The organism is Enterobacter sp. PL_is514, assembly GCF_055816715.1.
The window spans coordinates 17,790-41,949 of the sequence record NZ_JBVPGN010000029.1 but is presented as its reverse complement, the minus strand read 5'-3'; the positions used below and the strand labels follow the sequence as shown (position 1 = coordinate 41,949).

The following is a 24,160-nucleotide window of genomic DNA, read 5'->3' as shown; positions in this document are numbered from 1 at the left end:
GTCGTTGGCATAAGCCTTTGAGTGGGGTGTTAAATGGATGAATTCAAACCAGAAGACGAGCTGAAACCCGATCCCAGCGATCGTCGTACTGGTCGTTCTCGTCAATCTTCAGAACGTGATAACGAGCCGCAGATCAACTTTGACGATGTTGATCTGGATGCAGACGATCGTCGCCCTTCGCGCAGCCGCAACGCGCACGAGGAGCGAGCAGAAGAGGATTATGAGTCCGAAGAAGATTCAATGGACGAACAGCCTGTAGAGCGTCGCCCGCGTAAACGTAAAAAAGCCGCTACGCCTAAACCGGCGTCCCGCCAGTACATCATGATGGGCCTTGGCGTTCTGGTGCTTGTGCTGCTGATTGTCGGCATTGGCTCCGCGCTTAAAGCACCATCAACGAACTCAACCGAGCAAACGGCTTCCGCTGAGAAGAGCATCAACCTGTCCGGTAACGATGCGTCCAATCAGGCGAATGGTGCGCAGCCTGCTCCGGGTACCACTTCCGCAGAGCAGACCGCAGGGAACACCACAGCGCCGCAGGATGTTTCTCTGCCGCCTGTTTCTTCAACCCCTGCTCAGGGTCAGTCACCTGCTACGCCTGAAGGCCAGCAGCGCGTAGAAGTTCAGGGAGACCTGAACAATGCGCTGACGCAGCCGCAGAACCAGCAGCAGGTTGATAACGTCGTGGTTAACTCTACGCTGCCAACTGAACCTGCAACCGTTGCCCCGGTTCGCGGTGGTAACGCTCAGCCGCAAGCGGCCGCGACGGAAACCAAGCCGCGCCAGACGCAGACTGCGGCACGTCCTGAACGTAAGCAGGCGGTGATTGAGCCTAAGCGTGAAACCAAACCTCAGGCAGTCGTTAAAGCGCCTGAAGTGAAAGCCGTACCGGCACAGCCGAAACATACCGAAACGGCCGCGGTGAGCGAGCCAGCTAAAGCGCCCGTCACGCAGACTGCGCCGAAAGCCACGGCGACCACCACGGCACCGGCTGCCACAGCTGCGCCTGCAGCAACGGCTCCAGCAGCCACGGCAACAGCCTCCAGCAGCGCAGCAGGTAAAACTGCAGGTAACGTTGGCTCGCTGAAGTCTGCGCCATCCAGCAACTACACGCTGCAGCTGAGCAGTTCGTCTAACTATGACAACCTCAACAGCTGGGCGAAGAAATCAAATCTGAAAAACTACGTTGTTTATCAGACGACCCGTAACGGTCAGCCGTGGTATGTGCTGGTGAGCGGTGTTTATTCGTCCAAAGATGAAGCAAAACGTGCCGTAGCGGCGCTGCCAGCTGATGTTCAGGCGAAAAACCCATGGGCGAAGCCGATTCATCAGGTTCAGGCCGATCTGAAGTAATGTTTAAAGCGCAGGATGCTGTCGGAGCTTTCTCCACAGCTGGAGAAGGTGTAATCAGTTAGTCAGCATGAAAAAAAATCGCGCTTTTCTGAAATGGGCAGGGGGGAAATACCCCCTGCTCGATGATATTAAAAAGCACCTGCCTAAAGGCGAGTGTCTTATCGAACCTTTCGTGGGTGCAGGATCGGTGTTCCTCAACACCGATTTTTCTCGTTATATCCTGGCGGATATCAACAGCGACCTTATCAGCCTCTATAACATCGTTAAGCTGCGTACCGATGAGTATGTCGCCGAGGCGCGCAAACTGTTTACGCCCGAGAACAATAACCCGGACGTTTACTACCAGTACCGCGCGGAGTTTAACCAGAGCCAGGACCCGTTCCGCAGAGCCCTGCTGTTCCTCTACCTCAACCGACATGGTTACAACGGCCTGTGCCGGTATAACCTGCGCGGGGAATTTAACGTGCCTTTTGGCCGCTATAAGCGCCCGTATTTTCCGCAGGACGAGCTGTATCACTTTGCCGAAAAAGCGCAGAACGCAGAGTTTCATTGCCTCTCCTATGAAGAGTGTATGGAACTGGCAGGCGTAAACTCGGTGGTTTACTGTGACCCGCCTTACGCGCCGCTGTCTGCGACGGCGAACTTCACCGCCTATCACACCAACAGCTTCAGCCCGGCCGAACAGGCTCGTCTGGCGGAGATGGCGGAAAAGCTGGTCAGCAAAAGAATTCCGGTGTTAATTTCGAATCACGATACCCCTGATACGCGCGAATGGTACAAAGCCGCGAAGCATTTTCAGGTTAAGGTGCGGCGTAGCATTAGCAGCAACGGCGGCACACGTAAAAAGGTGGACGAACTCCTGGCTCTTTATCGCCCCTGAGCCGTTTTGCCCGCCGGTAAACACATTTCAAGGAGAAGCGGATGAAACAGTTTTTGATTGCTCCCTCAATTCTGTCGGCCGATTTTGCCCGTCTGGGTGAAGATACCGCCAAAGCTCTCGCGGCTGGCGCAGATGTCGTCCATTTCGACGTGATGGATAACCACTACGTTCCGAATCTGACCATTGGTCCAATGGTGCTCAAGGCATTGCGTAACTATGGCATTACCGCGCCGATCGACGTTCACCTGATGGTGAAACCGGTTGACCGCATCGTGCCTGACTTCGCCGCGGCGGGTGCCAGCATCATCACCTTCCATCCGGAAGCCTCTGAACACGTCGACCGCACGCTGCAGCTGATCAAAGAGAACGGCTGTAAAGCAGGTCTGGTGTTTAACCCGGCCACGCCGCTGAGCTATCTCGACTATGTCATGGACAAGCTGGACGTGATCCTGCTGATGTCCGTTAACCCGGGCTTTGGCGGCCAGTCGTTTATCCCCCACACGCTGGATAAGCTGCGTGAAGTCCGCCGTCGTATTGACGAGTCAGGCTACGATATTCGTCTGGAAGTGGACGGCGGTGTGAAAGTGAATAACATTGGTGAAATTGCGGCAGCGGGCGCGGATATGTTCGTTGCCGGTTCAGCCATTTTCGACCAACCGGATTACAAAAAAGTCATTGATGAAATGCGCCGCGAGCTGGCGAAGGTAAGTCATGGATAAATTACAGGCTATTCGGGGTGTGGCATTCGACCTCGACGGTACGCTGGTCGACAGCGCGCCGGGCTTAACGAGCGCCGTAGATCAGGCGCTGTACGCACTTGAGCTGCCCGTTGCAGGTGAAGAACGCGTGGTAACGTGGATTGGCAACGGCGCCGATGTTCTGATGGAGCGTGCGCTGACGTGGGCTCGCCAGGAGCGCGCGTCGCAGCGTTCCGCGCAGGGTAAACCGAGCGTCGATCACGCGGATATTCCTAAGGATGAGCAGCTGCGTATTCTGCGCAAACTGTTCGATCGTTTCTACGAAGAGACCGTCGAGGAGGGCAGTTTCCTGTTCCCGGACGTTCAGGAAACGCTGAGCGCGCTGCACGCGAAGGGCATCCCGCTGGGGCTGGTGACCAACAAGCCAACCCCGTTCGTTGCGCCTCTGCTGGAAGCGCTCGATATCGCGAAGTATTTCTCCGTGATTGTGGGCGGCGATGACGTGCAGAACAAAAAGCCGCATCCGGAACCGCTTTTGCTGGTGGCAGGAAAATTATCCTTAACGCCCGCGGAGCTGCTCTTTGTCGGGGATTCGCGCAATGATATTCTGGCTGCCCGAGCGGCAGGGTGTCCTTCCGTCGGATTAACCTATGGCTACAACTACGGTGAGGCCATCACGCTAAGTGAGCCGGATGTGGTCTTCGACCACTTCAAAGATTTGTTGCCCGCACTCGGGCTTTCGCACAGTGAACATCAGGAATTGAATAATGACTAAGCCCATCGTTTTTAGTGGCGCACAGCCTTCAGGTGAATTGACCATTGGTAACTACATGGGTGCGTTACGTCAGTGGGTCAGCATGCAGGATGACTACCATTGCATCTACTGCATCGTCGATCTCCATGCGATTACCGCGCGTCAGGATCCTGAGAAGCTGCGCAAAGCCACTCTCGATACGCTGGCGCTCTACCTGGCCTGCGGCATCGATCCTGAGAAAAGCACCATCTTCGTTCAGTCTCACGTGCCGGAGCACGCGCAGCTGGGCTGGGCGCTGAACTGCTACACCTATTTCGGCGAGCTGAGCCGCATGACCCAGTTCAAGGATAAATCCGCGCGCTACTCTGAAAACATCAACGCCGGTCTGTTTGACTATCCGGTGCTGATGGCGGCAGACATCCTGCTGTATCAAACCAACCAGGTGCCGGTGGGTGAAGACCAGAAGCAGCATCTTGAGCTGAGCCGCGATATCGCCCAGCGCTTTAACGCGATCTACGGTGATGTGTTCAAAGTGCCAGAGCCGTTTATTCCAAAATCCGGTGCGCGCGTGATGTCGCTGCTGGAGCCGACCAAAAAGATGTCCAAGTCTGACGATAACCGCAACAACGTTATCGGCCTGCTGGAAGACCCGAAATCCGTCGTCAAAAAGCTCAAGCGTGCGGTCACCGACTCCGACGAGCCGCCGGTAGTGCGTTACGACGTGCAGAACAAAGCGGGCGTCTCCAACCTGCTGGATATCCTCTCCGGCGTGACCGGCCAGAGCATTCCTGAGCTGGAACAGCACTTCGAAGGCAAGATGTACGGCCACCTGAAAGGCGAAGTGGCAGACGCCGTTTCCGGGATGCTGACCGAGTTGCAGGAGCGCTATAACCGCTATCGCAACGACGAAGCCTTCCTGCAGAAGGTAATGAAAGAGGGCGCGGAAAAAGCCAGCGCGCGCGCGTCCGAAACCCTGAAAGCGGTATACAACGCGATTGGGTTTGTGGGTAAACCTTAAGTAAAAGCAAAACGGTAACCACGTTACCGTTTTTAGGGTTTGTTCCCTCTCCCTGTGGGAGAGGGTCAGGGTGAGGGCATCAGGCCGCACTTCCCTAAACAAAAAAACCGGGACATCCCGGTTTTTTTACGCCTGTAAAACGCTTACTGCTGCGCCGCCGGGCCGCAACCGCCGATGATCTTCGAAATGGAGATCGCCGGGTGCAGCAGATAATCGTAGCTGCAGTTATTTTTGGTGTTCTGTACGTGACCGGTGCAGGCAGTCAGCGTCGATAACAGGCCAACCAGAACGGCGGCTTTTGCCAGTTTGAACATACGCATTCCTTGTCTTAAAAACGAAAATTGGATGTAACTCAAGGGAATAAAGGGAAAAGTTCCACTTCGGGGCGGTATGTTATCGACAGCGGTAAGAGGGGAGTAGTCCGCTTAAGGACTACTCCGGGAAGGAAGAATATGCGTTAGTGATTCGAGAACCAGTTCAGCCTGTCGCGCAGTTCAACCACGCGGCCCACCACAATCAGCGCCGGGCTTTCAATCTGCTGCGCCAGCTCACCGAGCTGCGTCAGCACGCCATCCACCACGCGCTGCGTAATGGCGGTGCCGTTTTCGACCAGCGCGACGGGCATATCCGCATTCATACCGTGCTCCAGCAGCTTCGCCTGGATCGTGGCGGCCTGGTTCAGCCCCATGTAGAACACCAGCGTCTGCTTTTCGGCGGCCAGATTATGCCAGTCCAGCTCGCTGCCGGTCTTCAGGTGGCCCGTCACCAGACGCACGCTCTGGGCGTAATCCCGGTGGGTCAGCGGAATGCCAGAGTACGCTGAGCAGCCGGATGCTGCCGTAATGCCCGGCACGACGGAGAACGGAATGCCCGCGTCGCACAGGGTTTCCAGCTCCTCGCCGCCGCGACCAAAGATAAACGGATCGCCGCCCTTAAGGCGCACTACGCGCTTACCTTTCTGCGCCTCGCGCAGCAGGATCTGGTTAATCTCCTCCTGCGGCACGCAGTGGTAGCCCGCCCGTTTGCCCACGAAGACGCGGTCGGCATCGCGGCGTACCAGGTTCATGATGTCATCGGAGACCAGACGGTCATAGACCACGATATCCGCCTGCTGGATCTGCTGTAGTCCTTTCAGCGTCAGCAAACCCGCATCTCCAGGGCCTGCGCCTACCAGCACCACTTCACCGCGATGGTCCAGCGGTTCGCTCAGCAGCTGTTCGGTCGTCTCTTCAACGGCTTTGGTATCCTGATTCGCCAGCGACTGCGCCAGCCTGTCGTTCACAAAGAATTTTTCCCAGAAGCGACGGCGCTCGCCCACTGTCGAGAAGGTTTGCTTCACGCGGGAGCGGAGTTGCCCGGCATAATGCGCAATCTGACCAAGATGCTGGGGCAACAGGGCTTCCAGTTTTTCCCGCAGCAGACGCGCGAGAACCGGTGAACGCCCCCCGGACGATACCGCAATCATCAGCGGCGAGCGGTCGATAATCGACGGCATGATAAAGCTGGCCTCTTTCGGCGCATCCACCACGTTGCAGAAGATACGGCGCGCTTCGCAGGCATCGCTCACGCGCTGGTTCACTTCATCGTCATCCGTCGCGGCAATGGTCAGCCAGCAGGTATCCAGCAGGGATTCATTAAACGCGCCCTGTTCCAGCGTGAGCATCCCTTCCTGAGCCCAAACCTCAAACTGGGGGGCGAAGGACAGGGCATTCACGGTCAGGCGGGCGCCAGCCTCTAACAGCAGGCGCGCTTTGCGCTCGGCCACGTCGCCGCCGCCCACGAGCAGGCAGTCGCGGTTGCGTAATTGACAAAAAATCGGCAGGTGATCCACGACGTTACCTCACAGCATTCATGGCGGGGGAAGAATTGACGTCAGGATAACAGCAGGAATCGTACAGAACATACGGTTTTTCCTGCCGTTACCCATAAGGGGTCATAAGCCTTTCCTATTGAAAAGGCGAGGGGTTACGCTTTCAGCTGCACCTCGCCGTCCTTCACGCGGACGTCGTAGTGTTTGACCGAGAAGCTTTCATCTTCCATGCAGAGTCCGTCGGTTAAGCGGAAACGCTGCTTTTTCAACGGGCTGGCGACCCACAGTTCACCCTGGTGCTCGGCAATCAGTCCGCGGGAGAGCACGCTGGCCTCGAAGAACGGGTCGATATTGCTGATGGCAAAAACCTGTTCATCGTGACGAGGGCGGAAAATCGCCACCTGCTCGTTGCCCAGCAGCGCACAGACGCCGGTGGCGGGGAGAATGTCGTTAATATTGCAGATGTTTACCCACTGGCTCATGCGTTTTCCTCCACCAGCGTGACCGGAATACGTTCATACGGCGTCGCCGGACGATGCTGTTCGCGCTCCGGCACAACCTGTACGTTCGGGTCGCGCTGGGTGCTGTTGATAAAGTGTTTGAAGCGCGTCTGCGCCGCCGGGGTGTTGACGGTTTCCGTCCACTCGCAGATCACCGCCTCGCGCAGGCGCGCCATTTCCGCTTCCAGATGCTCGTTCAGGCCCAGCTTGTCGTCGATGATGACCGATTTCAGGTAGTCGATGCCGCCCTCGAGGTTATCGAGCCATGAGGCGGTACGGGTCAGCTTATCGGCGGTACGGATGTAGAACATCATGAAGCGGTCGAGATACTGAATCAGCGTGTCGCGATCGAGATCCGCCGCCAGCAGGTCCGCATGGCGCGGTTTCATCCCGCCGTTGCCGCACACATACAGGTTCCAGCCTTTCTCGGTGGCAATAATACCCACGTCTTTACCCTGCGCTTCCGCACATTCGCGGGTGCAGCCGGAGACACCAAACTTCATTTTGTGCGGGGTACGGATGCCTTTGTAGCGGTTTTCCAGCTCCACGCCGAAGCCCACGCTGTCGCCGACGCCGTAGCGACACCAGGTGCTGCCCACGCAGGTTTTCGCCATGCGCAGCGCTTTGGCGTACGCGTGGCCGGTTTCGAAGCCCGCTTCAATCAGCTGACGCCAGATTTCCGGCAGATCGTCCTTCTGCGCGCCGAACAGGCCGATACGCTGGGAGCCGGTAATTTTGGTGTAAAGGTTAAATTCACGTGCGATACGGCCCACCGCGACCAGCCCTTCCGGCGTAATTTCACCACCGGCCGAGCGTGGAATCACGGAGTAGGTGCCGTCTTTCTGGATGTTGGCCAGGAAGTTGTCGTTGGTGTCCTGCAGCGGCGTGTGCTCCGGCTTGAGCACGTACTCGTTCCAGCAGGAGGCCAGCAGGGAGCCGACGGTCGGTTTACACACTTCACAGCCGTAGCCCTGGCCGTGCTTCGCCAGCAGTTCGTCGAAGGACTTAATGCCTTCCACGCGGATCAGGTGATACAGCTCCTGGCGAGAATACGCGAAGTGCTCGCACAGGTTGTTGTTCACTTCGATGCCCTGTTTCGCCAGTTCGGCGTTCAGCACCTGAGTGACCAGCGGAATACAGCCGCCGCAGCCGGTACCGGCTTTGGTTTCCGCTTTCAGCGCCGCAACGGTGTGGCACCCTTTGTTGATCGCGGAGATCAGCATACCTTTGGTCACGTCGAAGCAGGAGCAAATCTGCGCGCTGTCCGGCAGTTTATCCACGCCGATGGACGGCTTGCCGCTGGAGGCGTGCGCCGGGAGGATTAGCGCGTCCGGGTTTTCCGGCAGTTCGATGGCGTTGAGCACCAGCTGGAGCAGATTACCGAAGTCGCTGGTGTCGCCCACCAGCACCGCGCCGAGCAGGGTTTTGTTGTCCTGGCTGACGATGAGTCGTTTGTAGACCTCTTTGCTTTCGTCCAGATAGACATAGCTGCGGGAATTCGGGGTGCGGCCGTGCGCATCGCCAATACCGCCTACGTCCACGCCCAGCAGCTTCAGCTTGGCGCTCATGTCTGCGCCAGTAAACGCGTTTTCGCTGCCGAGGATATGGTCCACGGCGACCTGCGCCATTTTGTAGCCCGGCGCCACCAGACCGTATACGCGGTTGTTCCAGCTGGCGCATTCGCCGATAGCGTAGATATCCGGATCGGAGGTCTGGCAGGTGTCGTTAATCATGATCCCGCCGCGCTGCGCCACGGCCAGCCCGCACTGGGTCGCCAGCTTGTCGCGCGGACGAATACCGGTGGAGAAGACGATGAAGTCCACTTCCAGCTCGCTGCCGTCGGCAAAGCGCATGGTTTTGCGTGCTTCGGTGCCTTCCTGGACAATCTCTTTGGTGTTCTTGCTGGTGTGAACCTTCACGCCCATGCTCTCAATTTTACGACGCAGCTGGTCACCGCCCATGTGGTCCAGCTGTTCGGCCATCAGCATCGGGGCAAATTCGATGACGTGGGTTTCAACGCCGAGGTTTTTCAGCGCGCCAGCCGCTTCCAGGCCCAGCAGACCGCCGCCGACCACCGCACCGCGCTTGCTGCGGCGTGCGCAGGATTCGATGGCGTTGAGATCTTCAATGGTACGGTAGACGAAGCAATCCTGCGTTTCCGAGCCTTTAATCGGCGGGATCCACGGATAGGAGCCCGTCGCCATGATCAGCTTGTCGTAAAAAACCGTACGCCCGGCGCTGGAGTGGATCACTTTTTCCTGACGGTTGATGGTGATAGCGCGTTCGCCCACCAGCACTTTTACGCCATGCTTCTCGTAAAAACCTTCACGCACCAGAGAGAGCTCTTCGGCGGTATGATGGGAGAAATAGGAAGAGAGGTGCACACGGTCGTACGCCTTGCGGGGTTCTTCACAGAACACGGTAATATCGAACTGCTCAGCATCGGCCTTATCGAGAAGATCCTCGATAAAGCGGTGGCCGACCATGCCGTTACCGATGATAGCGAGTCTGACTTTGCTCATTATTGCCTCGATTTCTTTTCTATTATTGCCTACCTTAACGATTCAGCAGGGGCGCTTATTGATGCAAATCAAATACGCCTTCGCCTACTCCTTAGGTGGTATATAACTGATTTGTCAGGGTTTTTATAAGTGGCGGAAATCACAGGCTTTTCGTGTTCGTTGAATTTGTGTACAACTCAGGGGCGGTTTTGCCAGAATTAATACGCCTGAATATCAGCGGCGTTTTTTAGGGGAAAGGTATGTCTACAGCACCGTTATGGCTTGTTCAGAATGTTCGTTTACCGGGTCGGGAAGGGCTGTGGCAGCTCGCTATTGAGAACGGGCGATTTGGTGACATCACCCCGATGGACGAAACCCATGCCGAAAGTTATGAAGTACTGAATGCGCGCGGTGGGCTGGCTATCCCGCCTTTCATTGAGCCGCATATCCATCTTGATACCACCCAGACGGCGGGCGAGCCGAACTGGAACCAGTCCGGCACGCTGTTCGAAGGCATCGAGCGCTGGGCGGAGCGCAAGGCGTTGCTCAGCCACGAGGACGTTAAAGCGCGCGCCTGGAAAACGCTGAAGTGGCAAATTGCCAACGGCATCCAGTTTGTTCGCACCCATGTGGATGTCTCCGACCCGACGCTCACCGCCCTGAAGGCGATGCTGGAGGTGAAGCAGGAGGTGGCGCCGTGGGTAACGCTGCAAATTGTCGCGTTTCCGCAGGAAGGTATTCTCTCTTACCCGAACGGCGCGGCGCTGCTGGAAGAGGCGTTAAAGCTGGGGGCCGACGTGGTGGGGGCGATCCCACACTTCGAGTTCACCCGCGAGTATGGCGTCCAGTCGCTGCACATCGCGTTCGAGCTGGCGAAGAAGTATGACCGTCCGCTGGATATTCACTGCGACGAAATCGACGACGAACAGTCGCGGTTTGTCGAGACGGTGGCCGCGCTGGCGTATGAGGCCGGTATTGGGCCGCGCGTGACGGCCAGCCACACCACCGCCATGCATTCCTACAACGGCGCTTACACCTCGCGGCTCTTCCGCCTGCTGAAAATGTCGGGGATTAACTTCGTCGCTAACCCGCTGGTCAACATCCACCTGCAGGGGCGCTTTGATGATTATCCGAAGCGTCGCGGCATCACCCGGGTGAAAGAGTTGCAGGAGGCGGGCATAAACGTCTGCTTCGGTCACGACGACGTCTTCGACCCGTGGTACCCGCTCGGTACCGGCAACATGCTGCAGGTGCTGCATATGGGGCTACACGTCTGCCAGATGATGGGCTATCCGCAAATCGACAGCGGCCTGAATCTCATCACCCACAACAGCGCCCGGACCTTTGGCCTGAGCGATTACGGTATTGAAACGGGAAACCCGGCAAACCTGATTATTTTGCCTGCGGAGAGCGGGTTTGAAGCGGTGCGCTGCCAGGTGCCGGTGCGCTGGTCGATTCGTCAGGGACGGATCATTGCCACCACGCAGCTGGCGCAGACCTGGATCCAGATGGATACCGGAGGAGAAGAGGTAAGTTTCGCCAGAAACAGCCCCTCTGCCTAATGCAAAGGGGCGCAGGGTTTAGTGCGATGCCGCTGCCGCGTTGTGCTGGCGGTGGCGGGTCACAAAGCCCAGGATGAAGCACATGATGAACACCACGGCGTACAGACCGTTCGCGGTATGCAGCGCGGCCAGCGGGCCGCTGTGGGCAACGATCGGGCCCGTCACCACGAAGGTCAGCATGGTGCCGATGGTGCCACAGGTCAGAACGAAGTTAACCAGCTTCGGCGAGGCCACTTTGGTCTGCAGGGAGCCCAGGGTGATGATCGAGGTGTAGATCGCGCTGGAGAAGAAGCCCAGGGTCAGAATGAACCACGGCATATGTTCCGGGGAGCCGTTGATGAACAGGTACATCAGCACGGTCGCCAGACCTGCCAGTACGGTCAGAATGCGCTGCAGGTCGAAGAAGCGCAGGATGAAGCTAAACGCCCACATGCCGAACATGTAAGACATCCAGAAATCGCTCACCAGTTTACCCGCATCGTTCAGGCTCATGCCCAGACCTTTGGCGTATTCCGGTACCCAGGAGATAAAGCCCAGCTGGCCCAGGATATAGCACAGGGCGGCGATGGAGAGGAACAGCACGCCGATACCCCATTTCTCTTTCGCGACGGGTTCTGCGGTGGTTTGCGCTTTCTTGCCCAGCACCGGGAATTCACAGCCGAAGGTCAGAATGAAGATGGCAACGTAGACCAGACCAATGCAGGCATAGACCCAGTACCACTCGATGCTGCGCGCCAGCAGAACGGCCGCGACCATCGGGAAAATCATTCCGGCCATGCTGAAGAAGGAGTCGGTAAACAGCAGGCGCGCGCCGCGCTGGCGGCCTTCATACATATGGGTAATCAGGAACGTACCGATCGACATGGTGATCCCGCTGACCAGACCAAGCACGAACATCGCGGCTGAGAACAGCGCGATGCTGTGGCTTAGCATCAGGCCAGCCACGGCGGCGACCATCAGCACAAAGCCAAAACGCAGCTGGGTTTTCAGCGGCACGATTTCCATCAGCCAGGCATTCAGGAAAATAGAGATCAGGATCCCTGCGTTGAGGAAGGTGAAGGTATTACTCATGCTGGAAACGGGCAGCTGGAAGTAGTCTGCGATATTTCCCATCACCATCCCGGTGACGATCACCAACGCGCCGGTCAGGGCGTAGGAGAAGAAGCTGATCCATGTGAGCTTGATGCGATTGCTGTTAGTCATGTCTGGCCTGTTCAGAAAAAGAAAAGCGCCCAGGGGGCGCTGAGAGCGGGCAGATTTTAGACATTAAAGTGATCTATTCATATCTTTTAAGAGAAATTAGAACTTCATTGCATGTTTTTGTGTGATCTTGATCACACAAAAAGACCCTAAAGCCAACCGTTTGCGTGGTTACAACTGTTTCAATTTCGTAAAATTAGGTAAAAGGCTGGTCTCCGTTCATACTGCTCTTTAGAATCAAGCCATTCGCTTTTTATACTGCGCTTTGTTAAGGAATTCTCATGCTCAAATCAACACTGGCGGCTGTCGCAGCTGTGTTTGCTCTTTCTGCCGTTTCCCCTGCTGCGCTGGCAGCCAAAGGGGACCCTCACGTTCTGCTGACCACCTCCGCCGGGAACATTGAGCTGGAACTGAATAGCCAGAAAGCTCCGGTTTCTGTGAAAAACTTCCTCGACTACGTGAACAGTGGTTTCTATAACAACACGACCTTCCACCGCGTGATCCCTGGCTTTATGGTGCAGGGCGGCGGCTTCAACGAGCAGATGCAGCAGAAGCAGCCGAACCCGCCTATTAAAAACGAAGCGGACAACGGCCTGCTGAACAAGCGCGGCACCATCTCCATGGCGCGTACCGCAGACAAAGACAGCGCGACCAGCCAGTTCTTCCTCAACGTGGCGGATAACGCCTTCCTCGACCACGGCCAGCGTGACTTCGGCTATGCGGTCTTCGGTAAAATCGTGAAAGGGATGGACGTGGCCGACAAGATTTCTCAGGTGCCTACTCACGACGTCGGTCCGTATCAGAATGTGCCGTCAAAACCTGTCGTGATCCTCTCCGCAAAAGTTCTGCCGTAATTCTTCTGAACGCGGGCTTCTCATGCCCGCGTTATGTCGCCCTCCCTGCGAAAGCGCGTTTTGCTGCTTATACTTGTGGCAAACGGACTATTCAGGGAGGCGTTAAGTGAAAAAACTCACCGACAAGCAAAAATCCCGTCTCTGGGAGCAGCAGCGTAGCGTCAACTTTCAGGCCAGTTGTCTCCTTGAGAAAGGTAATGGTCCATCGGATCCCGACATTGAGACCCTTGAGCTTGGGCCTTCCGCGCCCGGGTTACCCCATCTGTGCCTTATTCACCGCCATCTCTACCGCAGAGAGATGAAGCGGGCAGGCGAGTTCCGTACCGATGATATATTCAAGGGTGATATTCCCTTCTGCCATTTCGAATACATCGAAAAAATGGGTAATGAGCTGATGGCGGCGCTGGAAAGCGAAAAGTATCTCGTGGGTCTTGAGAAAGCGGCGTTTGTTGACCGGGTTAGCCACTATTACTGCGAAATCAACATGCTGCATCCCTTCATGCGCGGCAACGGTATTGCCCAGCGCGTTTTCTTCGAGCAGCTGGCGCTCCACGCGGGCTACGCGCTGGACTGGCGCGATATCGATCCCGAACAGTGGGTGGCGGCTAACCGCAGCGGCGCAACGGGTGATTTAACCGCGCTAAACGCTATCTTTGCCAAAGTAGTGAGCGAAGCGCGGGAATCTGAGTAGAATAGGGCGGCATTTTTTTCGGGAGCCGCCATGATTCTGCTGATTGATAACTACGATTCCTTCACCTGGAACCTTTACCAGTATTTTTGTGAACTGGGTGCAGAGGTGGTTGTTCGTCGCAACGACGAGATCGATCTCGCCGATATCGAGACGCTGGCTCCTCAGAAAATCGTTATTTCACCGGGGCCCTGCACCCCGTCGGAGTCGGGTATTTCACTGGAGGTTATCCAGCACTATGCCGGCAGGCTGCCGATCCTGGGCGTCTGTCTGGGCCATCAGGCGATTGCCCAGGCGTTTGGCGCCACCATCGTGCGCGCCGCCAAAGTGATGCACGGTAAAACCTCGCCGGTCACCCACACGGGCACCGGAGTGTTCACGGGGCTCAATAATCCGTTAACCGTGACGCGCTACCATTCCCTGGTCATTGACCCGTCGACGTTGCCCGACTGCTTTGAGGTCACCGCCTGGAGCGATACGCAGGAGATCATGGGGATTCGCCACCGCGAATGGGATCTCGAAGGCGTGCAGTTCCATCCGGAAAGCATCCTCAGTGAACAAGGGCACGCGCTGCTGGCAAATTTCCTCCATCGCTGAATAACTGTTGCCTTGCTGTGATTTTTTATGCATATTTTGTGATTATATTTTCACAATCACTGTGACATAAAATGGATGGTCATGACATGGCAACTGAACAACCAGCAATTACCCGCGCGACATTCGATGAAGTGATCCTGCCGATTTATGCACCGGCTGAGTTTATCCCGGTGAAGGGGAAAGGCAGCCGCGTCTGGGATCAGCAGGGTAAAGAGTATGTGGATTTCGCGGGCGGTATTGCGGTCACGGCGCTGGGTCATTGCCATCCCGCGCTGGTGGAGGCGCTGAAAACCCAGGGGGAAACCCTGTGGCACACCAGCAACGTGTTCACCAACGAACCGGCGCTGCGCCTGGGCCGCAAGATCATTGATGCGACCTTTGCCGAGCGCGTGCTGTTTATGAACTCCGGCACCGAAGCCAACGAAACCGCTTTTAAGCTGGCGCGCTACTACGCGACAACGCGCCATAGCCCGTACAAAACCAAAATCATCGCCTTCCACAACGCCTTCCACGGACGCTCCTTCTTTACCGTCTCCGTTGGCGGCCAGCCGAAGTATTCCGACGGGTTTGGCCCGAAACCGGCTGATATCGTCCACGTGCCGTTTAACGATCTGCACGCGGTGAAAGCGGTAATGGACGACCACACTTGCGCAGTTGTTGTCGAGCCGATCCAGGGTGAAGGCGGCGTGACTGCGGCAACCCCGGAATTCCTGAAAGGGCTGCGCGCGCTGTGCGACGAATATCAGGCGCTGCTGGTCTTTGATGAAGTGCAGTGCGGAATGGGACGTACCGGGGACCTGTTTGCCTATATGCACTACGGCGTGACGCCGGATATTCTGACCAGCGCCAAAGCGCTCGGCGGTGGATTCCCGGTAAGTGCGGTCCTGACGACGCAGGAGATCGCCTCCGCGTTCCACGTCGGTTCTCACGGCTCAACCTACGGCGGTAACCCGCTGGCGAGCGCCGTAGCGGGCGCCGCGTTCGACATCATCAACACGCCGGAGGTGTTGAACGGCGTTAGCGCGAAGCGCGAGCTGTTCGTAAAACACCTGCAAAAGATTGACGAGCAGTACGACGTGTTCAGCGAGATCCGCGGGATGGGACTGCTGATTGGCGCTGAGCTGAAGCCGCAGTACAAGGGACGCGCGCGTGATTTCCTGCATGCCGCCGCTCGCGAAGGGGTGATGGTGCTGAACGCCGGGCCGGACGTGATGCGCTTTGCGCCGTCGCTGGTGGTGGAAGATAAAGACATCGAAGACGGGTTAACCCGCTTTGCCGCCGCGGTCGCGAAGATCGTAAAAGGTTAATACGCCGTCCGCTTCAACCTGCGGGTTAGCCAAATCCCGTGATGCGGACGCTGACGCCATGCCACCGAAGAAATGGTGTGCATGGTGTTCAGATGCCCCAGTACGCGCTGCAAATGCTGCTCCAGGGTGCTCATTGGCCCGTGGGTTAACGTTTCCGGCGCTTCCAGAATGTTCGAATCTCCCGACTCACCCGGCGAGTCATATTCCAGACGCTGCTGACAGCGCTGCAGCGCAATTTCACACGACTGCAGGTAGCGCTGCGCCAGATCCGGCGTCAGCATCGTGTGCTCGCGCGCCAGCGTGGTCATGGCGTTAATATGCTCGACGATAAACTGGCTGTGCGTCACCCAGAGCTTCATGTCTGCCAGATAGTGCGAGTTAAAGCCCGGCTCCTGCATTGCCTGGTTGAGTGAGTTGAACAGGGCGTTGTGCGCCTGGTTGACCTTCATGCGCTGATAAGCCAGCGGAGAGGGCTGCGGGTCGTCGCTCAGGATCAGGCGAATGGCCTGCTGGTCGGCCTCCAGCGCGTCGTGGGCATTCTGGCGCAGCAGTCCGCTTTGCCACTGCGGCCAGAGCCAGACCATACCGCCGAAGGCAATCAGGCAGCCGATCAGGGTATCGATCAGCCTGGCGACAATAAACTGTTCGCCATTGAGCGTGAGTAGCTGCAGGGTGTATACCGCCGTCACCGTGAAGCCCACCATCGCCCAGCCGTAGTTTTTGCGGATAATCAGGTAGCTCACCAGCGTGATCGCCAGCATCCCTGCCAGGGTGTAGCCTTCCGGCACGTGGAAGTGCAGCGTCACGCCCGCGATGATCAGCCCGGCCATCGTTCCGCCAGCCCGATGCAGAATACGCACCCGCGTGGCGCCGTAGCCGTTCTGGGTGACAAACAGCACGGTCATTAAGATCCAGTAGGGTTTCGGCAGATGCAGCGCCATGCCCATCAGGCTGGCGGTACTGAGCATCACGCTAATTCGTGCGGCGTTGCGCAGGGCGGACGATTTAAGCGACAGATAGCTCCTGAGCGCGGGCAATAACGGCAGGCGTTTTTGCTTATCCGCCATCAGATCGCGCGGATAGAGCGGGCGCTGGGTGCGTAGCACGCGGGCGATGCGGCTGAAGTGCCAGGCGGCAAACTGGCCGACCGGGTTATCCGGATGCTGACGGGCGATTTTCTCCAGCGCGCCCAGCTGTTTTTCCATGTTAAAGCGTGTGGGGTAGCGGTGGTAAAGAATATCGTCTGCCAGCACCCGCAGACGTGCCGAGACGGTCTGCGCGTTCCAGCGGATCACCGCTTCGGCGTGGCTGCGCTCGACCAGCTTTTGCACCTCCTGCGGGTGGTGCAGGCTCACGGAGATATGCTCCTGCAGATCCAGGCCTACCTGGAAGGTGCGCAGCAGCCGTTTGTATTCGTGGTTCTTGTTGGCGGCGAGCATATGCAGCTGCTGATAGCACTGGCTTATCAGATCCACCACCTTCTGCTGGCGCGTCAGCAGGGGCGGTAAGGATTTTTCCGGATCGGTATGCTGGGTCAGCAGGGTGTATTTGGCTTCGCAGTAATCCGCAAGCTGCACATAGAGCAGGCTCAGGGATTCACGCAGCGGCTGCTCCCGCCACAGCCAGAACCAGAACCAGTTAAACAGGCCGTACCATAATGTCCCCAGGGCGTAGATCAGCAGCGGCTCCCACACCGGCATATTCCCGGCGAGGCTCAGCGTGAAAATGGCCGCAATCAGCGACGCGGGAAGCAGGCGGGCGTGCAGAGAACTGATTTCCGCCGTGACGCCGAGGGTCATCGCCAGCACGGTCAGGATCAGCGGCAGCGGAATATCACGAGCCAGTAAAAGCTGTACGGCGAGGCTACAGCCCGCAAACAGGCAGCCGCCGATAATCAGGCGTTTGAAAAAGCGCTTATGCGGCGTGTCCAGACCGGCGATGTTGCAGCAGGCAGGCACGAGGGAAAACAGCAGACCTTGCTGAAGATGTCCGAGGATCAGGCCTATGGCCACAGGAAGACACAACACCAGCGTTTGTCGCAGTGCGTAGTTAACTTCCGGGTGATAGATCAGCCTGCGCCACATGGGGAGTAGAGACAAAAACGGCGTGACACCTTGCGATGGCACGCCGTTTAAGCGGAATTAACGCGTTCCGTAAACCACGATGGTTTTACCGTGGGCAGAGATCAGGTTTTGATCTTCCAGCATTTTCAGGATACGGCCCACTGTTTCACGGGAGCAACCGACGATCTGACCAATTTCCTGACGGGTAATTTTAATTTGCATGCCGTCCGGGTGGGTCATAGCGTCTGGCTGTTTCGCCAGGTTCAGTAGGGTCTGTGCGATACGGCCTGTCACGTCCAGGAAGGCGAGGTTGCCCACTTTCTCTGAGGTGACCTGCAGACGGCGCGCCATCTGGGAAGAAAGACGCATCAGGATGTCAGGGTTAACCTGAATCAGCTGACGGAACTTCTTGTAAGAAATTTCAGCCACTTCACATGCTGTCTTTGCACGAACCCAGGCGCTACGTTCCTGGCCCTCTTCAAACAGGCCCAGTTCACCGATGAAATCGCCCTGGTTCAGATAAGAAAGGATCATCTCTTTCCCTTCTTCATCTTTGATCAGCACTGCCACCGAGCCTTTAACGATGTAATACAACGTTTCCGCTTTTTCACCCTGGTGAATCAGCGTGCTCTTTGATGGGTACTTATGAATGTGGCAATGAGACAAGAACCATTCGAGAGTCGGGTCTGTTTGCGGTTTGCCAAGCACCATGCGCTGTTATCCTCTGTTATAAGCTGTCACCAGAGTCATCAGATGCATCCGGACTCTGGGGTTGCAATCGAATTCTTACCCATACCCTGGGAAGTCGGCTACCGTAACGTTTCGCAGCCAGTAAAGTTTGATGTCCTCTGCATACATGTGTAACGTCAATGTATTACTGTAGCATCCAGAGTGTTTTAGCATAGCTTTCGCCGCGTGTCTCCTGGTGTCTCGCTTCAGCATGATGCAGGTCGCCTTCCATTGCGAGAAATGTAACGCACGCGTAATCTGTCACCAAAAATGCAACGTTGGAGTTTAAGAATATGCAAGCGCGCGTGAAATGGGTTGAAGGTTTAACGTTCCTGGGCGAGTCCGCGTCAGGACACCAGATTTTGATGGACGGTAACTCCGGCGATAAAGCGCCAAGCCCAATGGAAATGGTGCTGATGGCGGCAGGGGGATGCAGCGCCATTGACGTGGTGTCGATTCTGCAAAAAGGTCGTCATGACGTGACGGATTGTGAGGTTAAACTCACGTCAGAACGTCGCGAAGAGGCGCCACGCCTGTTCACCCATATTAATCTGCACTTTGTGGTCACCGGTAAAGAGTTGAAGGACGCAGCGGTCTCGCGTGCGGTGGATCTGTCTGCGGAGAAGTACTGCTCTGTGGCGTTAATGCTGGAGAAAGCGGTAAAAATCACGCATTCGTATGAAGTGATCGAGGCTTAATTATTGGGGCATCGTGCGTGTTGATGCCCTCACCCTAACCCTCTCCCACAGGGAGAGGGAACATGTTCACGCGATCTGCTTCCCTTCCATCAGTCGCTCCACCAGCGGCGTCATGATGAGCTCCATCGCCAGCCCCATTTTTCCGCCCGGCACGACTAACGTATTCATGTGCGAAATAAACGAGCCCTGCAGCATGGCCAGTAGCCAGGGGTAATCAATGCCTTCGAGATTGCGGAAATGGATCACCACAAAGCTCTCATCAAGGGACGGGATACTTTTGGCGGCAAACGGGTTGGAGGTGTCCACCGTCGGCACCCGCTGGAAGTTGATATGGGTGCGGGAGAACTGCGGTGTCAGGAAGTTGATGTAATCTTCCATGGAGCGCACCACCGAGTCCATCACCGCCTCTCGTGAATGGCCGCGCTCGCTCATGTCGCGCGTCAGCTTCTGGATCCACTCCAGGTTAACGATAGGGACCACGCCGACCAGCAGGTCCACGTGGCGCGCCACGTCGTGTTGAGGAGTGACCACGCCACCGTGCAATCCTTCGTAAAACAGCACGTCGGTGGGTTCCGGCAGCGGTTGCCACGGGGTGAACGTCCCCGGCACCTGATTCCAGGGAACGGCTTCATCATAGGTATGCAGATACTTGCGGGACTGCCCTTTGCCGCTCTGACCGTACTCTATAAAGGTTTGTTCCAGCAGGCCGAAGTCATTGGCTTCCGGGCCGAAATAGCTGATGTGTTTACCCAGATCGCGCGCTTTACGGATGGCCATATCCATCTCCGGACGCGTGTAGCGGTGAAAGCTGTCGCCTTCGACCTCCGCCGCACGAAGATTCAGCTGGGCGAAAATCTTGCGAAAGGCGAGGCTGGTGGTGGTGGTTCCCGCACCACTCGACCCCGTAACGGCAATAACCGGATGTCTGGCAGACATAGCAACTCCCTGACTGAAAAGGGTGGAAGATCAGCCGTGAAACGCGTTGCGGGGCATGATATTGACCGTCTCATGCAGTTCTGACCACACCAGCACCACGTCGCCGCTTTTCAGCTGGCGCTTTACATCGTTGACCTTTTGCTCAAGCGAGCGTTCCTGTTCACCATAATCGGTGCCTTCGCGTAATACAAAGCTTTCAATCAGATTATCGAGCGTTTCGGGAGCCAGATCCTGCCAGGGAATAATCATTTTGCACCGTCCAGATAAGGGGTTAGCCAGTCAGGAATACGCGTCTCAAGCCACATTTTCGGGCGGCGCAGCGTACCGCCGATAAACCCGACGTGGCCGCCGTGCTCGGTCAACTGATAGTGAACGTTGTCGGGCAGGAATTCCTGAGCGGGGATCGAGTGATGATCCATAAACGGGTCATCTTTGGCATGAATGATCAGCGTCGGCTGCGTGATCTTGCTGAGCAGCGGCATGGCGCTGCACTGACGATAATAGTCAATCGCATCGGCGAAGCCGTGGATTTTCGCGGTGATCAGGTCGTCGAACTCGCGAATACGGCGCACCTTTTTCAGCTGACGCAGGCTGACCGGCAGGGTATCCGGATAGGCTTTCAGCTTACGCGCCGCGTTGGCCTTCAGCAGGTTGAGCAGGTAGCGCTGATAGACGCGGGAAAAGCCTTTATCCATGTGGTAGCTGCACTGCTCCAGCATAAACGGTGCGGAGACAATGACGGCGGCATCCAGCGGGACGGTTTCACCCTCTTTGGCCAGCAGGCAGGCCAGCATATTGCCGCCCAGCGAGTAGCCCACCGCGGCGGTCGGCACGGTGCCAAAGTTGTCCCGCAGCCAGTGTAAAAACCACGTTCCGTCTTCGGTTTCACCCGAGTGATAAATGCGTTTCTGACGATTCGGTTCGCCGCTGCAGCCGCGAAAATGCATCACCACGCCGAGCCAGCCGCGCGCTTTTGCCGCCTCAATTAACCCGTGTGCATATGGGCTGTGCAGGCTGCCTTCCAGACCGTGAAAGACCACCAGACGCGGCTTATGGCGGGCCTGCTCCGGCGCTTCGCTCCAGGCGAGATCCAGAAAATCACCGTCTGGCAGGTCAAGCCGCTGCCAGTGTGGGGTGAACTGAACCTTGCGGCGGATCAGTCGCGGCAGCATGGTCTGCAAATGGCGATTGGCCACGCCGCGCATAGGCACGAACTCAGTGCTGTCTTCGGCCGCAATGTCGAAGTCTGATGGAATGATTTGGGTCATAAGGGCGATGCTGATTCTTGTCAGAAATTTACGGTACTTTCCGAATTGTACCCCGTTTAGCCTGGTTTTCCGAAACATGAACTGATCCCGATCACAAATCTTTACCTTGATTATTACTCTCAGGCTAATGATTCCACTCTACGCTTAATTGATGCCTTTCTCACCAGAGCGCACACTTTACTCAACGTTAAGCAAATCAAAATGATTAGCTGAATCAGGAGGTTAATAATGTTATCTGGGCAAACACCCACCCGGCAATGGAACACGCGACGCAGCGAAAAAGCGCGTCGCCTGGCGTCCGTACCGGTGCAGGGCAAGGTACTGCCAACCGGCGATCTTGTCGCCATGCTGGAAAAACTGATCGCGCCTGGCGACAAGGTCGTTCTGGAAGGTAACAACCAGAAGCAGGCGGATTTCCTTTCCCGCTCGCTGGCCGAAGTGAACCCGCAAATTGTCCACGACCTGCATATGATCATGCCGAGCGTCGGCCGCAGCGAGCATCTGGATATCTTCGAGAAAGGCATCGCCCGCAAGCTGGATTTCTCCTTCTCCGGAACGCAGAGCCTGCGAATCTCCCAGCTGCTGGAAGACGGTCAGCTCGAAATCGGCGCAATTCACACCTACATCGAACTTTACTCACGTCTCTACGTCGACCTGTCGCCCAACGTGGCGCTGATTGCCGGCTTTAAAGCCGACCGCAAAGGCAACCTCTACACCGGGGCGAGCACCGAAGATACCCCGGCGCTGGTGGAAGCCGCTGCGTTCCACGACGGCATCGTCATCGCGCAGGTGAACGAGCTGGTGGACGACGAATGCGAGCTGCCGCGCGTGGATATCCCGGGCTCCTGGATCGATTACGTCGTGGTTGCCGACAAGCCGTTCTTTATCGAACCGCTGTTCACCCGCGACCCGCGCCTCATTAAACAGGAACATATCCTGATGGCGATGATGGCCATCAAAGGCATCTACGCGGAGCACCAGGTGCAGTCCCTGAACCACGGTATCGGCTTTAACACCGCAGCGATCGAGCTGCTGCTGCCCACCTACGGCGAACAGCTCGGCCTGAAGGGCAAAATCTGTAAACACTGGACGCTGAACCCCCATCCGACGCTGATCCCCGCCATCGAAAGCGGTTGGGTGGAGAGCGTGCACTGCTTCGGCGGCGAGCTGGGGATGGAAGAGTACATCCGTGCTCGTCCGGACGTCTTCTTTACCGGTGCCGACGGCTCTATGCGTTCCAACCGTGCCTTCTGCCAGCTGGCAGGTCAGTACGCGGTGGATATGTTTATCGGCTCTACGCTGCAGGTAGACGGTTACGCCAACTCCTCAACCGTGACCCGCGGTCGTCTTTCCGGCTTCGGCGGTGCGCCAAACATGGGCCATGACCCGCACGGTCGCCGCCACGCCACGCCGGCCTGGCTGAACATGATCACCGAGCCGGACCCGATGCAGCGCGGTAAAAAGCTGGTCGTGCAGATGGTCGAAACCTTCCAGGCAGGCGTGAAGCCAACCTTCGTGGAAAAACTCGATGCCGTAGACGTGGCGAAAGCCTCCGGCATGCCGCTGGCACCGGTGATGATTTACGGAGATGACGTGACGCACGTGCTGACGGAAGAGGGGATTGCCTACCTCTACCGGGCGAAAGATCTGGAGGAGCGTCGGGCCATGGTTGCCGCCGTCGCGGGGATCACCGACATCGGCCTGGGCGTGGACGCCAAACGCGTGGCGGAACTGCGCCAGAGCGGCAAGGTTGTGTATCCGGAAGATATGGGGATTCGCCGCACTGACGCCACCCGCTCTCTGCTGGCTGCGGGCAGCGTGTCTGACCTCGTTGAGTGGTCCGGCGGTTTGTATAACCCACCTGCGAAATTCCGGAGCTGGTAATGAAACTTCTCCCCCAGATTCAGGTTGAAGGCGGTGCCGAATGGCTGGCGCGAACCGCCACGCAGTGTCTGATTGACGAAGCACGTTTAAGCCCGAAACCCGGTCTGGTGGACAGTCGGGGGAACGGCGCGCACCACGATTTATCCCTTGCGCTGATGGAGCGCTCCGCGCACAGCCTGACCTCCACGTTTCAGGCGCTGGCGCAGCAAAGCTGGCAGCGTCCGGCAGATATTGCGCTTCGGCAAACCGTCGGGCGACTCGGTCGCGAAGGCGAGCAGCAAATGATGTCCGCAACCGGGGGCGTAAACACCCATCGCGGCGCGATTTGGGCGCTGGGGTTGCTGGTCAGCGCGGTGGCGATGCTCGGCGGTGATGCCAGGGCGCAAGATGTCGCCCGCACCGCCGCGCAGCTGGCAAAGCTACCGGACGAGGCGGCGCCCAAAGTGTTCAGCAAAGGCCTGCGCGCCACGCACCGCTACCGCGTGCCGGGCGCACGCGAAGAGGCGCAGCAGGCGTTCCCGCACGTTATGCAGCGCGCATTGCCGCAGCTTCGCCTCAGCCGTCTCAACGGCAGCAGCGAAACGCATGCCAGGCTCGACGCGCTGATGGCGATCATGACGTCGCTCACCGACACCTGCGTGCTGTCGCGCGCCGGAATGGAGGGGCTGGACGCCATGCAGAGCGGTGCCCGTGCGGTACTGAACGCCGGAGGCTGTGCAACGGCGGCGGGCCAGCAGGCGCTGGCGAGCCTGGACCGTCAGATGCTGGCGCTTAACGCCTCACCGGGCGGCGCTGCCGACCTGCTTGCCGCCACGCTGTTTCTCGACCGCGTCGAAACGCCTTATTCAAAGCATTAAGAGGAT

At 57.4% G+C, this 24,160-nt stretch carries 23 protein-coding genes; 13 read left to right on the top strand and 10 right to left on the bottom strand.

Annotated features, from left to right (window positions below; translation table 11 throughout):
• Window positions 1-33 precede the first annotated feature (33 nt).
• The 5 genes from damX to trpS all read left to right on the top strand — a co-directional run bounded on the left by damX (window position 34) and on the right by trpS (window position 4,700).
• Window positions 34-1,350 carry a cell division protein DamX gene (gene damX, locus AC0TNG_RS08710; RefSeq protein ID WP_061716371.1) on the top strand — a complete coding sequence of 439 codons (1,317 nt, stop codon included), beginning with the start codon at window positions 34-36 and terminating at the stop codon, window positions 1,348-1,350.
• A 67-nt stretch (window positions 1,351-1,417) separates the two neighbouring features.
• Window positions 1,418-2,230: an adenine-specific DNA-methyltransferase gene (gene dam / locus AC0TNG_RS08705; protein ID WP_024907922.1), complete on the top strand. Its 813-nt coding sequence runs from the start codon at window positions 1,418-1,420 to the stop codon at window positions 2,228-2,230.
• A gap of 41 nt (window positions 2,231-2,271) precedes the next feature.
• Window positions 2,272-2,949: a ribulose-phosphate 3-epimerase gene (rpe, locus tag AC0TNG_RS08700; RefSeq protein WP_024907923.1), complete on the top strand. Its 678-nt coding sequence runs from the start codon at window positions 2,272-2,274 to the stop codon at window positions 2,947-2,949.
• Window positions 2,942-3,703, top strand: coding sequence for a phosphoglycolate phosphatase (gene gph / locus AC0TNG_RS08695; RefSeq protein ID WP_024907924.1), 762 nt, complete (start codon window positions 2,942-2,944; stop codon window positions 3,701-3,703). Before rpe ends, gph begins: the two co-directional genes overlap by 8 nt.
• Window positions 3,696-4,700, top strand: a complete 1,005-nt coding sequence (trpS, locus tag AC0TNG_RS08690; RefSeq protein ID WP_148769869.1) for a tryptophan--tRNA ligase — start codon at window positions 3,696-3,698, stop codon at window positions 4,698-4,700. The genes gph and trpS overlap by 8 nt, the downstream gene beginning before the upstream one ends.
• A 143-nt stretch (window positions 4,701-4,843) precedes the next feature.
• Here trpS and AC0TNG_RS08685 read toward each other — a convergent pair whose 3' ends face one another.
• The 4 genes from AC0TNG_RS08685 to nirB all read right to left on the bottom strand — a co-directional run bounded on the left by AC0TNG_RS08685 (window position 4,844) and on the right by nirB (window position 9,532).
• Window positions 4,844-5,014 (bottom strand): YhfL family protein, encoded by a 171-nt coding sequence (locus tag AC0TNG_RS08685; protein WP_008503029.1) that lies wholly within the window; start codon window positions 5,012-5,014, stop codon window positions 4,844-4,846.
• Window positions 5,015-5,157: 143 nt separating this feature from the next.
• Window positions 5,158-6,531 (bottom strand): siroheme synthase CysG, encoded by a 1,374-nt coding sequence (cysG, locus tag AC0TNG_RS08680; RefSeq protein WP_024907926.1) that lies wholly within the window; start codon window positions 6,529-6,531, stop codon window positions 5,158-5,160.
• A 134-nt stretch (window positions 6,532-6,665) separates the two neighbouring features.
• Window positions 6,666-6,992, bottom strand: a complete 327-nt coding sequence (gene nirD / locus AC0TNG_RS08675) for a nitrite reductase small subunit NirD (RefSeq protein ID WP_008503027.1) — start codon at window positions 6,990-6,992, stop codon at window positions 6,666-6,668.
• A complete protein-coding gene (gene nirB, locus AC0TNG_RS08670) occupies window positions 6,989-9,532 on the bottom strand; it encodes a nitrite reductase large subunit NirB (protein ID WP_233396107.1) in 2,544 nt (847 codons plus the stop codon). The genes nirD and nirB overlap by 4 nt, the downstream gene beginning before the upstream one ends.
• Before the next feature lie 239 nt (window positions 9,533-9,771).
• Between nirB and AC0TNG_RS08665 the strand changes: the two genes are divergently transcribed.
• Window positions 9,772-11,073: a cytosine deaminase gene (locus AC0TNG_RS08665; protein WP_024907928.1), complete on the top strand. Its 1,302-nt coding sequence runs from the start codon at window positions 9,772-9,774 to the stop codon at window positions 11,071-11,073.
• An 18-nt stretch (window positions 11,074-11,091) separates the two neighbouring features.
• Here the strand turns inward: AC0TNG_RS08665 and tsgA are convergent, their stop codons facing one another.
• Window positions 11,092-12,276 carry an MFS transporter TsgA gene (tsgA, locus tag AC0TNG_RS08660; protein WP_021242206.1) on the bottom strand — a complete coding sequence of 395 codons (1,185 nt, stop codon included), beginning with the start codon at window positions 12,274-12,276 and terminating at the stop codon, window positions 11,092-11,094.
• Between the two features lie 278 nt (window positions 12,277-12,554).
• Here tsgA and ppiA point away from each other — a divergent pair, with 278 nt between their 5' ends.
• The 4 genes from ppiA to argD all read left to right on the top strand — a co-directional run bounded on the left by ppiA (window position 12,555) and on the right by argD (window position 15,719).
• Window positions 12,555-13,127, top strand: a complete 573-nt coding sequence (ppiA, locus tag AC0TNG_RS08655) for a peptidylprolyl isomerase A (RefSeq protein WP_023309471.1) — start codon at window positions 12,555-12,557, stop codon at window positions 13,125-13,127.
• A gap of 106 nt (window positions 13,128-13,233) precedes the next feature.
• Window positions 13,234-13,818: a putative adenosine monophosphate-protein transferase Fic gene (locus tag AC0TNG_RS08650; protein ID WP_048989692.1), complete on the top strand. Its 585-nt coding sequence runs from the start codon at window positions 13,234-13,236 to the stop codon at window positions 13,816-13,818.
• A gap of 30 nt (window positions 13,819-13,848) precedes the next feature.
• Entirely contained in the window at window positions 13,849-14,412 is a 564-nt protein-coding gene (pabA, locus tag AC0TNG_RS08645; RefSeq protein WP_048989691.1) for an aminodeoxychorismate synthase component 2, read from the top strand.
• Window positions 14,413-14,498: 86 nt separating this feature from the next.
• Window positions 14,499-15,719 carry a bifunctional acetylornithine/succinyldiaminopimelate transaminase gene (gene argD / locus AC0TNG_RS08640; RefSeq protein WP_473712951.1) on the top strand — a complete coding sequence of 407 codons (1,221 nt, stop codon included), beginning with the start codon at window positions 14,499-14,501 and terminating at the stop codon, window positions 15,717-15,719.
• Here argD and AC0TNG_RS08635 read toward each other — a convergent pair.
• Window positions 15,716-17,803 carry a YccS/YhfK family putative transporter gene (locus AC0TNG_RS08635; protein ID WP_473712991.1) on the bottom strand — a complete coding sequence of 696 codons (2,088 nt, stop codon included), beginning with the start codon at window positions 17,801-17,803 and terminating at the stop codon, window positions 15,716-15,718. The genes argD and AC0TNG_RS08635 overlap by 4 nt on opposite strands.
• Before the next feature lie 57 nt (window positions 17,804-17,860).
• Complete coding sequence (gene crp, locus AC0TNG_RS08630; RefSeq protein WP_000242758.1) at window positions 17,861-18,493, bottom strand: cAMP-activated global transcriptional regulator CRP; 633 nt, start codon at window positions 18,491-18,493, stop codon at window positions 17,861-17,863.
• 311 nt (window positions 18,494-18,804) lie between these two features.
• On the opposite strand from crp, the gene AC0TNG_RS08625 reads away from it, so the two are divergent.
• Window positions 18,805-19,209: an OsmC family protein gene (locus tag AC0TNG_RS08625; protein WP_008503018.1), complete on the top strand. Its 405-nt coding sequence runs from the start codon at window positions 18,805-18,807 to the stop codon at window positions 19,207-19,209.
• Between the two features lie 66 nt (window positions 19,210-19,275).
• On the opposite strand, the gene AC0TNG_RS08620 is transcribed toward AC0TNG_RS08625, so the two are convergent.
• Genes AC0TNG_RS08620 through AC0TNG_RS08610 form a run of 3 tightly spaced genes read right to left on the bottom strand, consistent with a single transcriptional unit; the run spans window position 19,276 to window position 21,413 of the window.
• Window positions 19,276-20,145, bottom strand: coding sequence for a phosphoribulokinase (locus tag AC0TNG_RS08620; RefSeq protein WP_008503017.1), 870 nt, complete (start codon window positions 20,143-20,145; stop codon window positions 19,276-19,278).
• Window positions 20,146-20,175: 30 nt separating this feature from the next.
• The gene (locus tag AC0TNG_RS08615; protein ID WP_008503016.1) at window positions 20,176-20,394 is read right to left on the bottom strand and encodes a YheU family protein; all 219 of its coding nucleotides are present in this window, start codon (window positions 20,392-20,394) and stop codon (window positions 20,176-20,178) included.
• Window positions 20,391-21,413 carry a hydrolase gene (locus AC0TNG_RS08610; RefSeq protein WP_024907935.1) on the bottom strand — a complete coding sequence of 341 codons (1,023 nt, stop codon included), beginning with the start codon at window positions 21,411-21,413 and terminating at the stop codon, window positions 20,391-20,393. Before AC0TNG_RS08610 ends, AC0TNG_RS08615 begins: the two co-directional genes overlap by 4 nt.
• A 228-nt stretch (window positions 21,414-21,641) precedes the next feature.
• Here AC0TNG_RS08610 and mdcA point away from each other — a divergent pair, with 228 nt between their 5' ends.
• Entirely contained in the window at window positions 21,642-23,297 is a 1,656-nt protein-coding gene (gene mdcA / locus AC0TNG_RS08605) for a malonate decarboxylase subunit alpha (RefSeq protein WP_032648362.1), read from the top strand.
• A complete protein-coding gene (locus tag AC0TNG_RS08600) occupies window positions 23,297-24,154 on the top strand; it encodes a triphosphoribosyl-dephospho-CoA synthase (protein ID WP_024907937.1) in 858 nt (285 codons plus the stop codon). The genes mdcA and AC0TNG_RS08600 overlap by 1 nt, the downstream gene beginning before the upstream one ends.
• Window positions 24,155-24,160 lie beyond the last annotated feature (6 nt).

Excerpts from the sequence above, each read along its gene's own strand:
- AC0TNG_RS08615 (WP_008503016.1), bottom strand. The coding sequence starts at position 20,394 with ATGATTATTCCCTGGCAGGATCTGGCTCCCGAAACGCTCGATAATCTG.
- ppiA (WP_023309471.1), top strand. The coding sequence starts at position 12,555 with ATGCTCAAATCAACACTGGCGGCTGTCGCAGCTGTGTTTGCTCTTTCT.
- AC0TNG_RS08610 (WP_024907935.1), bottom strand. The coding sequence starts at position 21,413 with ATGACCCAAATCATTCCATCAGACTTCGACATTGCGGCCGAAGACAGC.
- pabA (WP_048989691.1), top strand. The coding sequence starts at position 13,849 with ATGATTCTGCTGATTGATAACTACGATTCCTTCACCTGGAACCTTTAC.
- AC0TNG_RS08625 (WP_008503018.1), top strand. The coding sequence starts at position 18,805 with ATGCAAGCGCGCGTGAAATGGGTTGAAGGTTTAACGTTCCTGGGCGAG.
- rpe (WP_024907923.1), top strand. The coding sequence starts at position 2,272 with ATGAAACAGTTTTTGATTGCTCCCTCAATTCTGTCGGCCGATTTTGCC.
- AC0TNG_RS08600 (WP_024907937.1), top strand. The coding sequence starts at position 23,297 with ATGAAACTTCTCCCCCAGATTCAGGTTGAAGGCGGTGCCGAATGGCTG.
- AC0TNG_RS08685 (WP_008503029.1), bottom strand. The coding sequence starts at position 5,014 with ATGTTCAAACTGGCAAAAGCCGCCGTTCTGGTTGGCCTGTTATCGACG.
- gph (WP_024907924.1), top strand. The coding sequence starts at position 2,942 with ATGGATAAATTACAGGCTATTCGGGGTGTGGCATTCGACCTCGACGGT.
- tsgA (WP_021242206.1), bottom strand. The coding sequence starts at position 12,276 with ATGACTAACAGCAATCGCATCAAGCTCACATGGATCAGCTTCTTCTCC.
- nirD (WP_008503027.1), bottom strand. The coding sequence starts at position 6,992 with ATGAGCCAGTGGGTAAACATCTGCAATATTAACGACATTCTCCCCGCC.
- dam (WP_024907922.1), top strand. The coding sequence starts at position 1,418 with ATGAAAAAAAATCGCGCTTTTCTGAAATGGGCAGGGGGGAAATACCCC.
- AC0TNG_RS08620 (WP_008503017.1), bottom strand. The coding sequence starts at position 20,145 with ATGTCTGCCAGACATCCGGTTATTGCCGTTACGGGGTCGAGTGGTGCG.
- argD (WP_473712951.1), top strand. The coding sequence starts at position 14,499 with ATGGCAACTGAACAACCAGCAATTACCCGCGCGACATTCGATGAAGTG.
- AC0TNG_RS08635 (WP_473712991.1), bottom strand. The coding sequence starts at position 17,803 with ATGTGGCGCAGGCTGATCTATCACCCGGAAGTTAACTACGCACTGCGA.
- trpS (WP_148769869.1), top strand. The coding sequence starts at position 3,696 with ATGACTAAGCCCATCGTTTTTAGTGGCGCACAGCCTTCAGGTGAATTG.
- damX (WP_061716371.1), top strand. The coding sequence starts at position 34 with ATGGATGAATTCAAACCAGAAGACGAGCTGAAACCCGATCCCAGCGAT.
- mdcA (WP_032648362.1), top strand. The coding sequence starts at position 21,642 with ATGTTATCTGGGCAAACACCCACCCGGCAATGGAACACGCGACGCAGC.
- nirB (WP_233396107.1), bottom strand. The coding sequence starts at position 9,532 with ATGAGCAAAGTCAGACTCGCTATCATCGGTAACGGCATGGTCGGCCAC.
- AC0TNG_RS08665 (WP_024907928.1), top strand. The coding sequence starts at position 9,772 with ATGTCTACAGCACCGTTATGGCTTGTTCAGAATGTTCGTTTACCGGGT.
- crp (WP_000242758.1), bottom strand. The coding sequence starts at position 18,493 with ATGGTGCTTGGCAAACCGCAAACAGACCCGACTCTCGAATGGTTCTTG.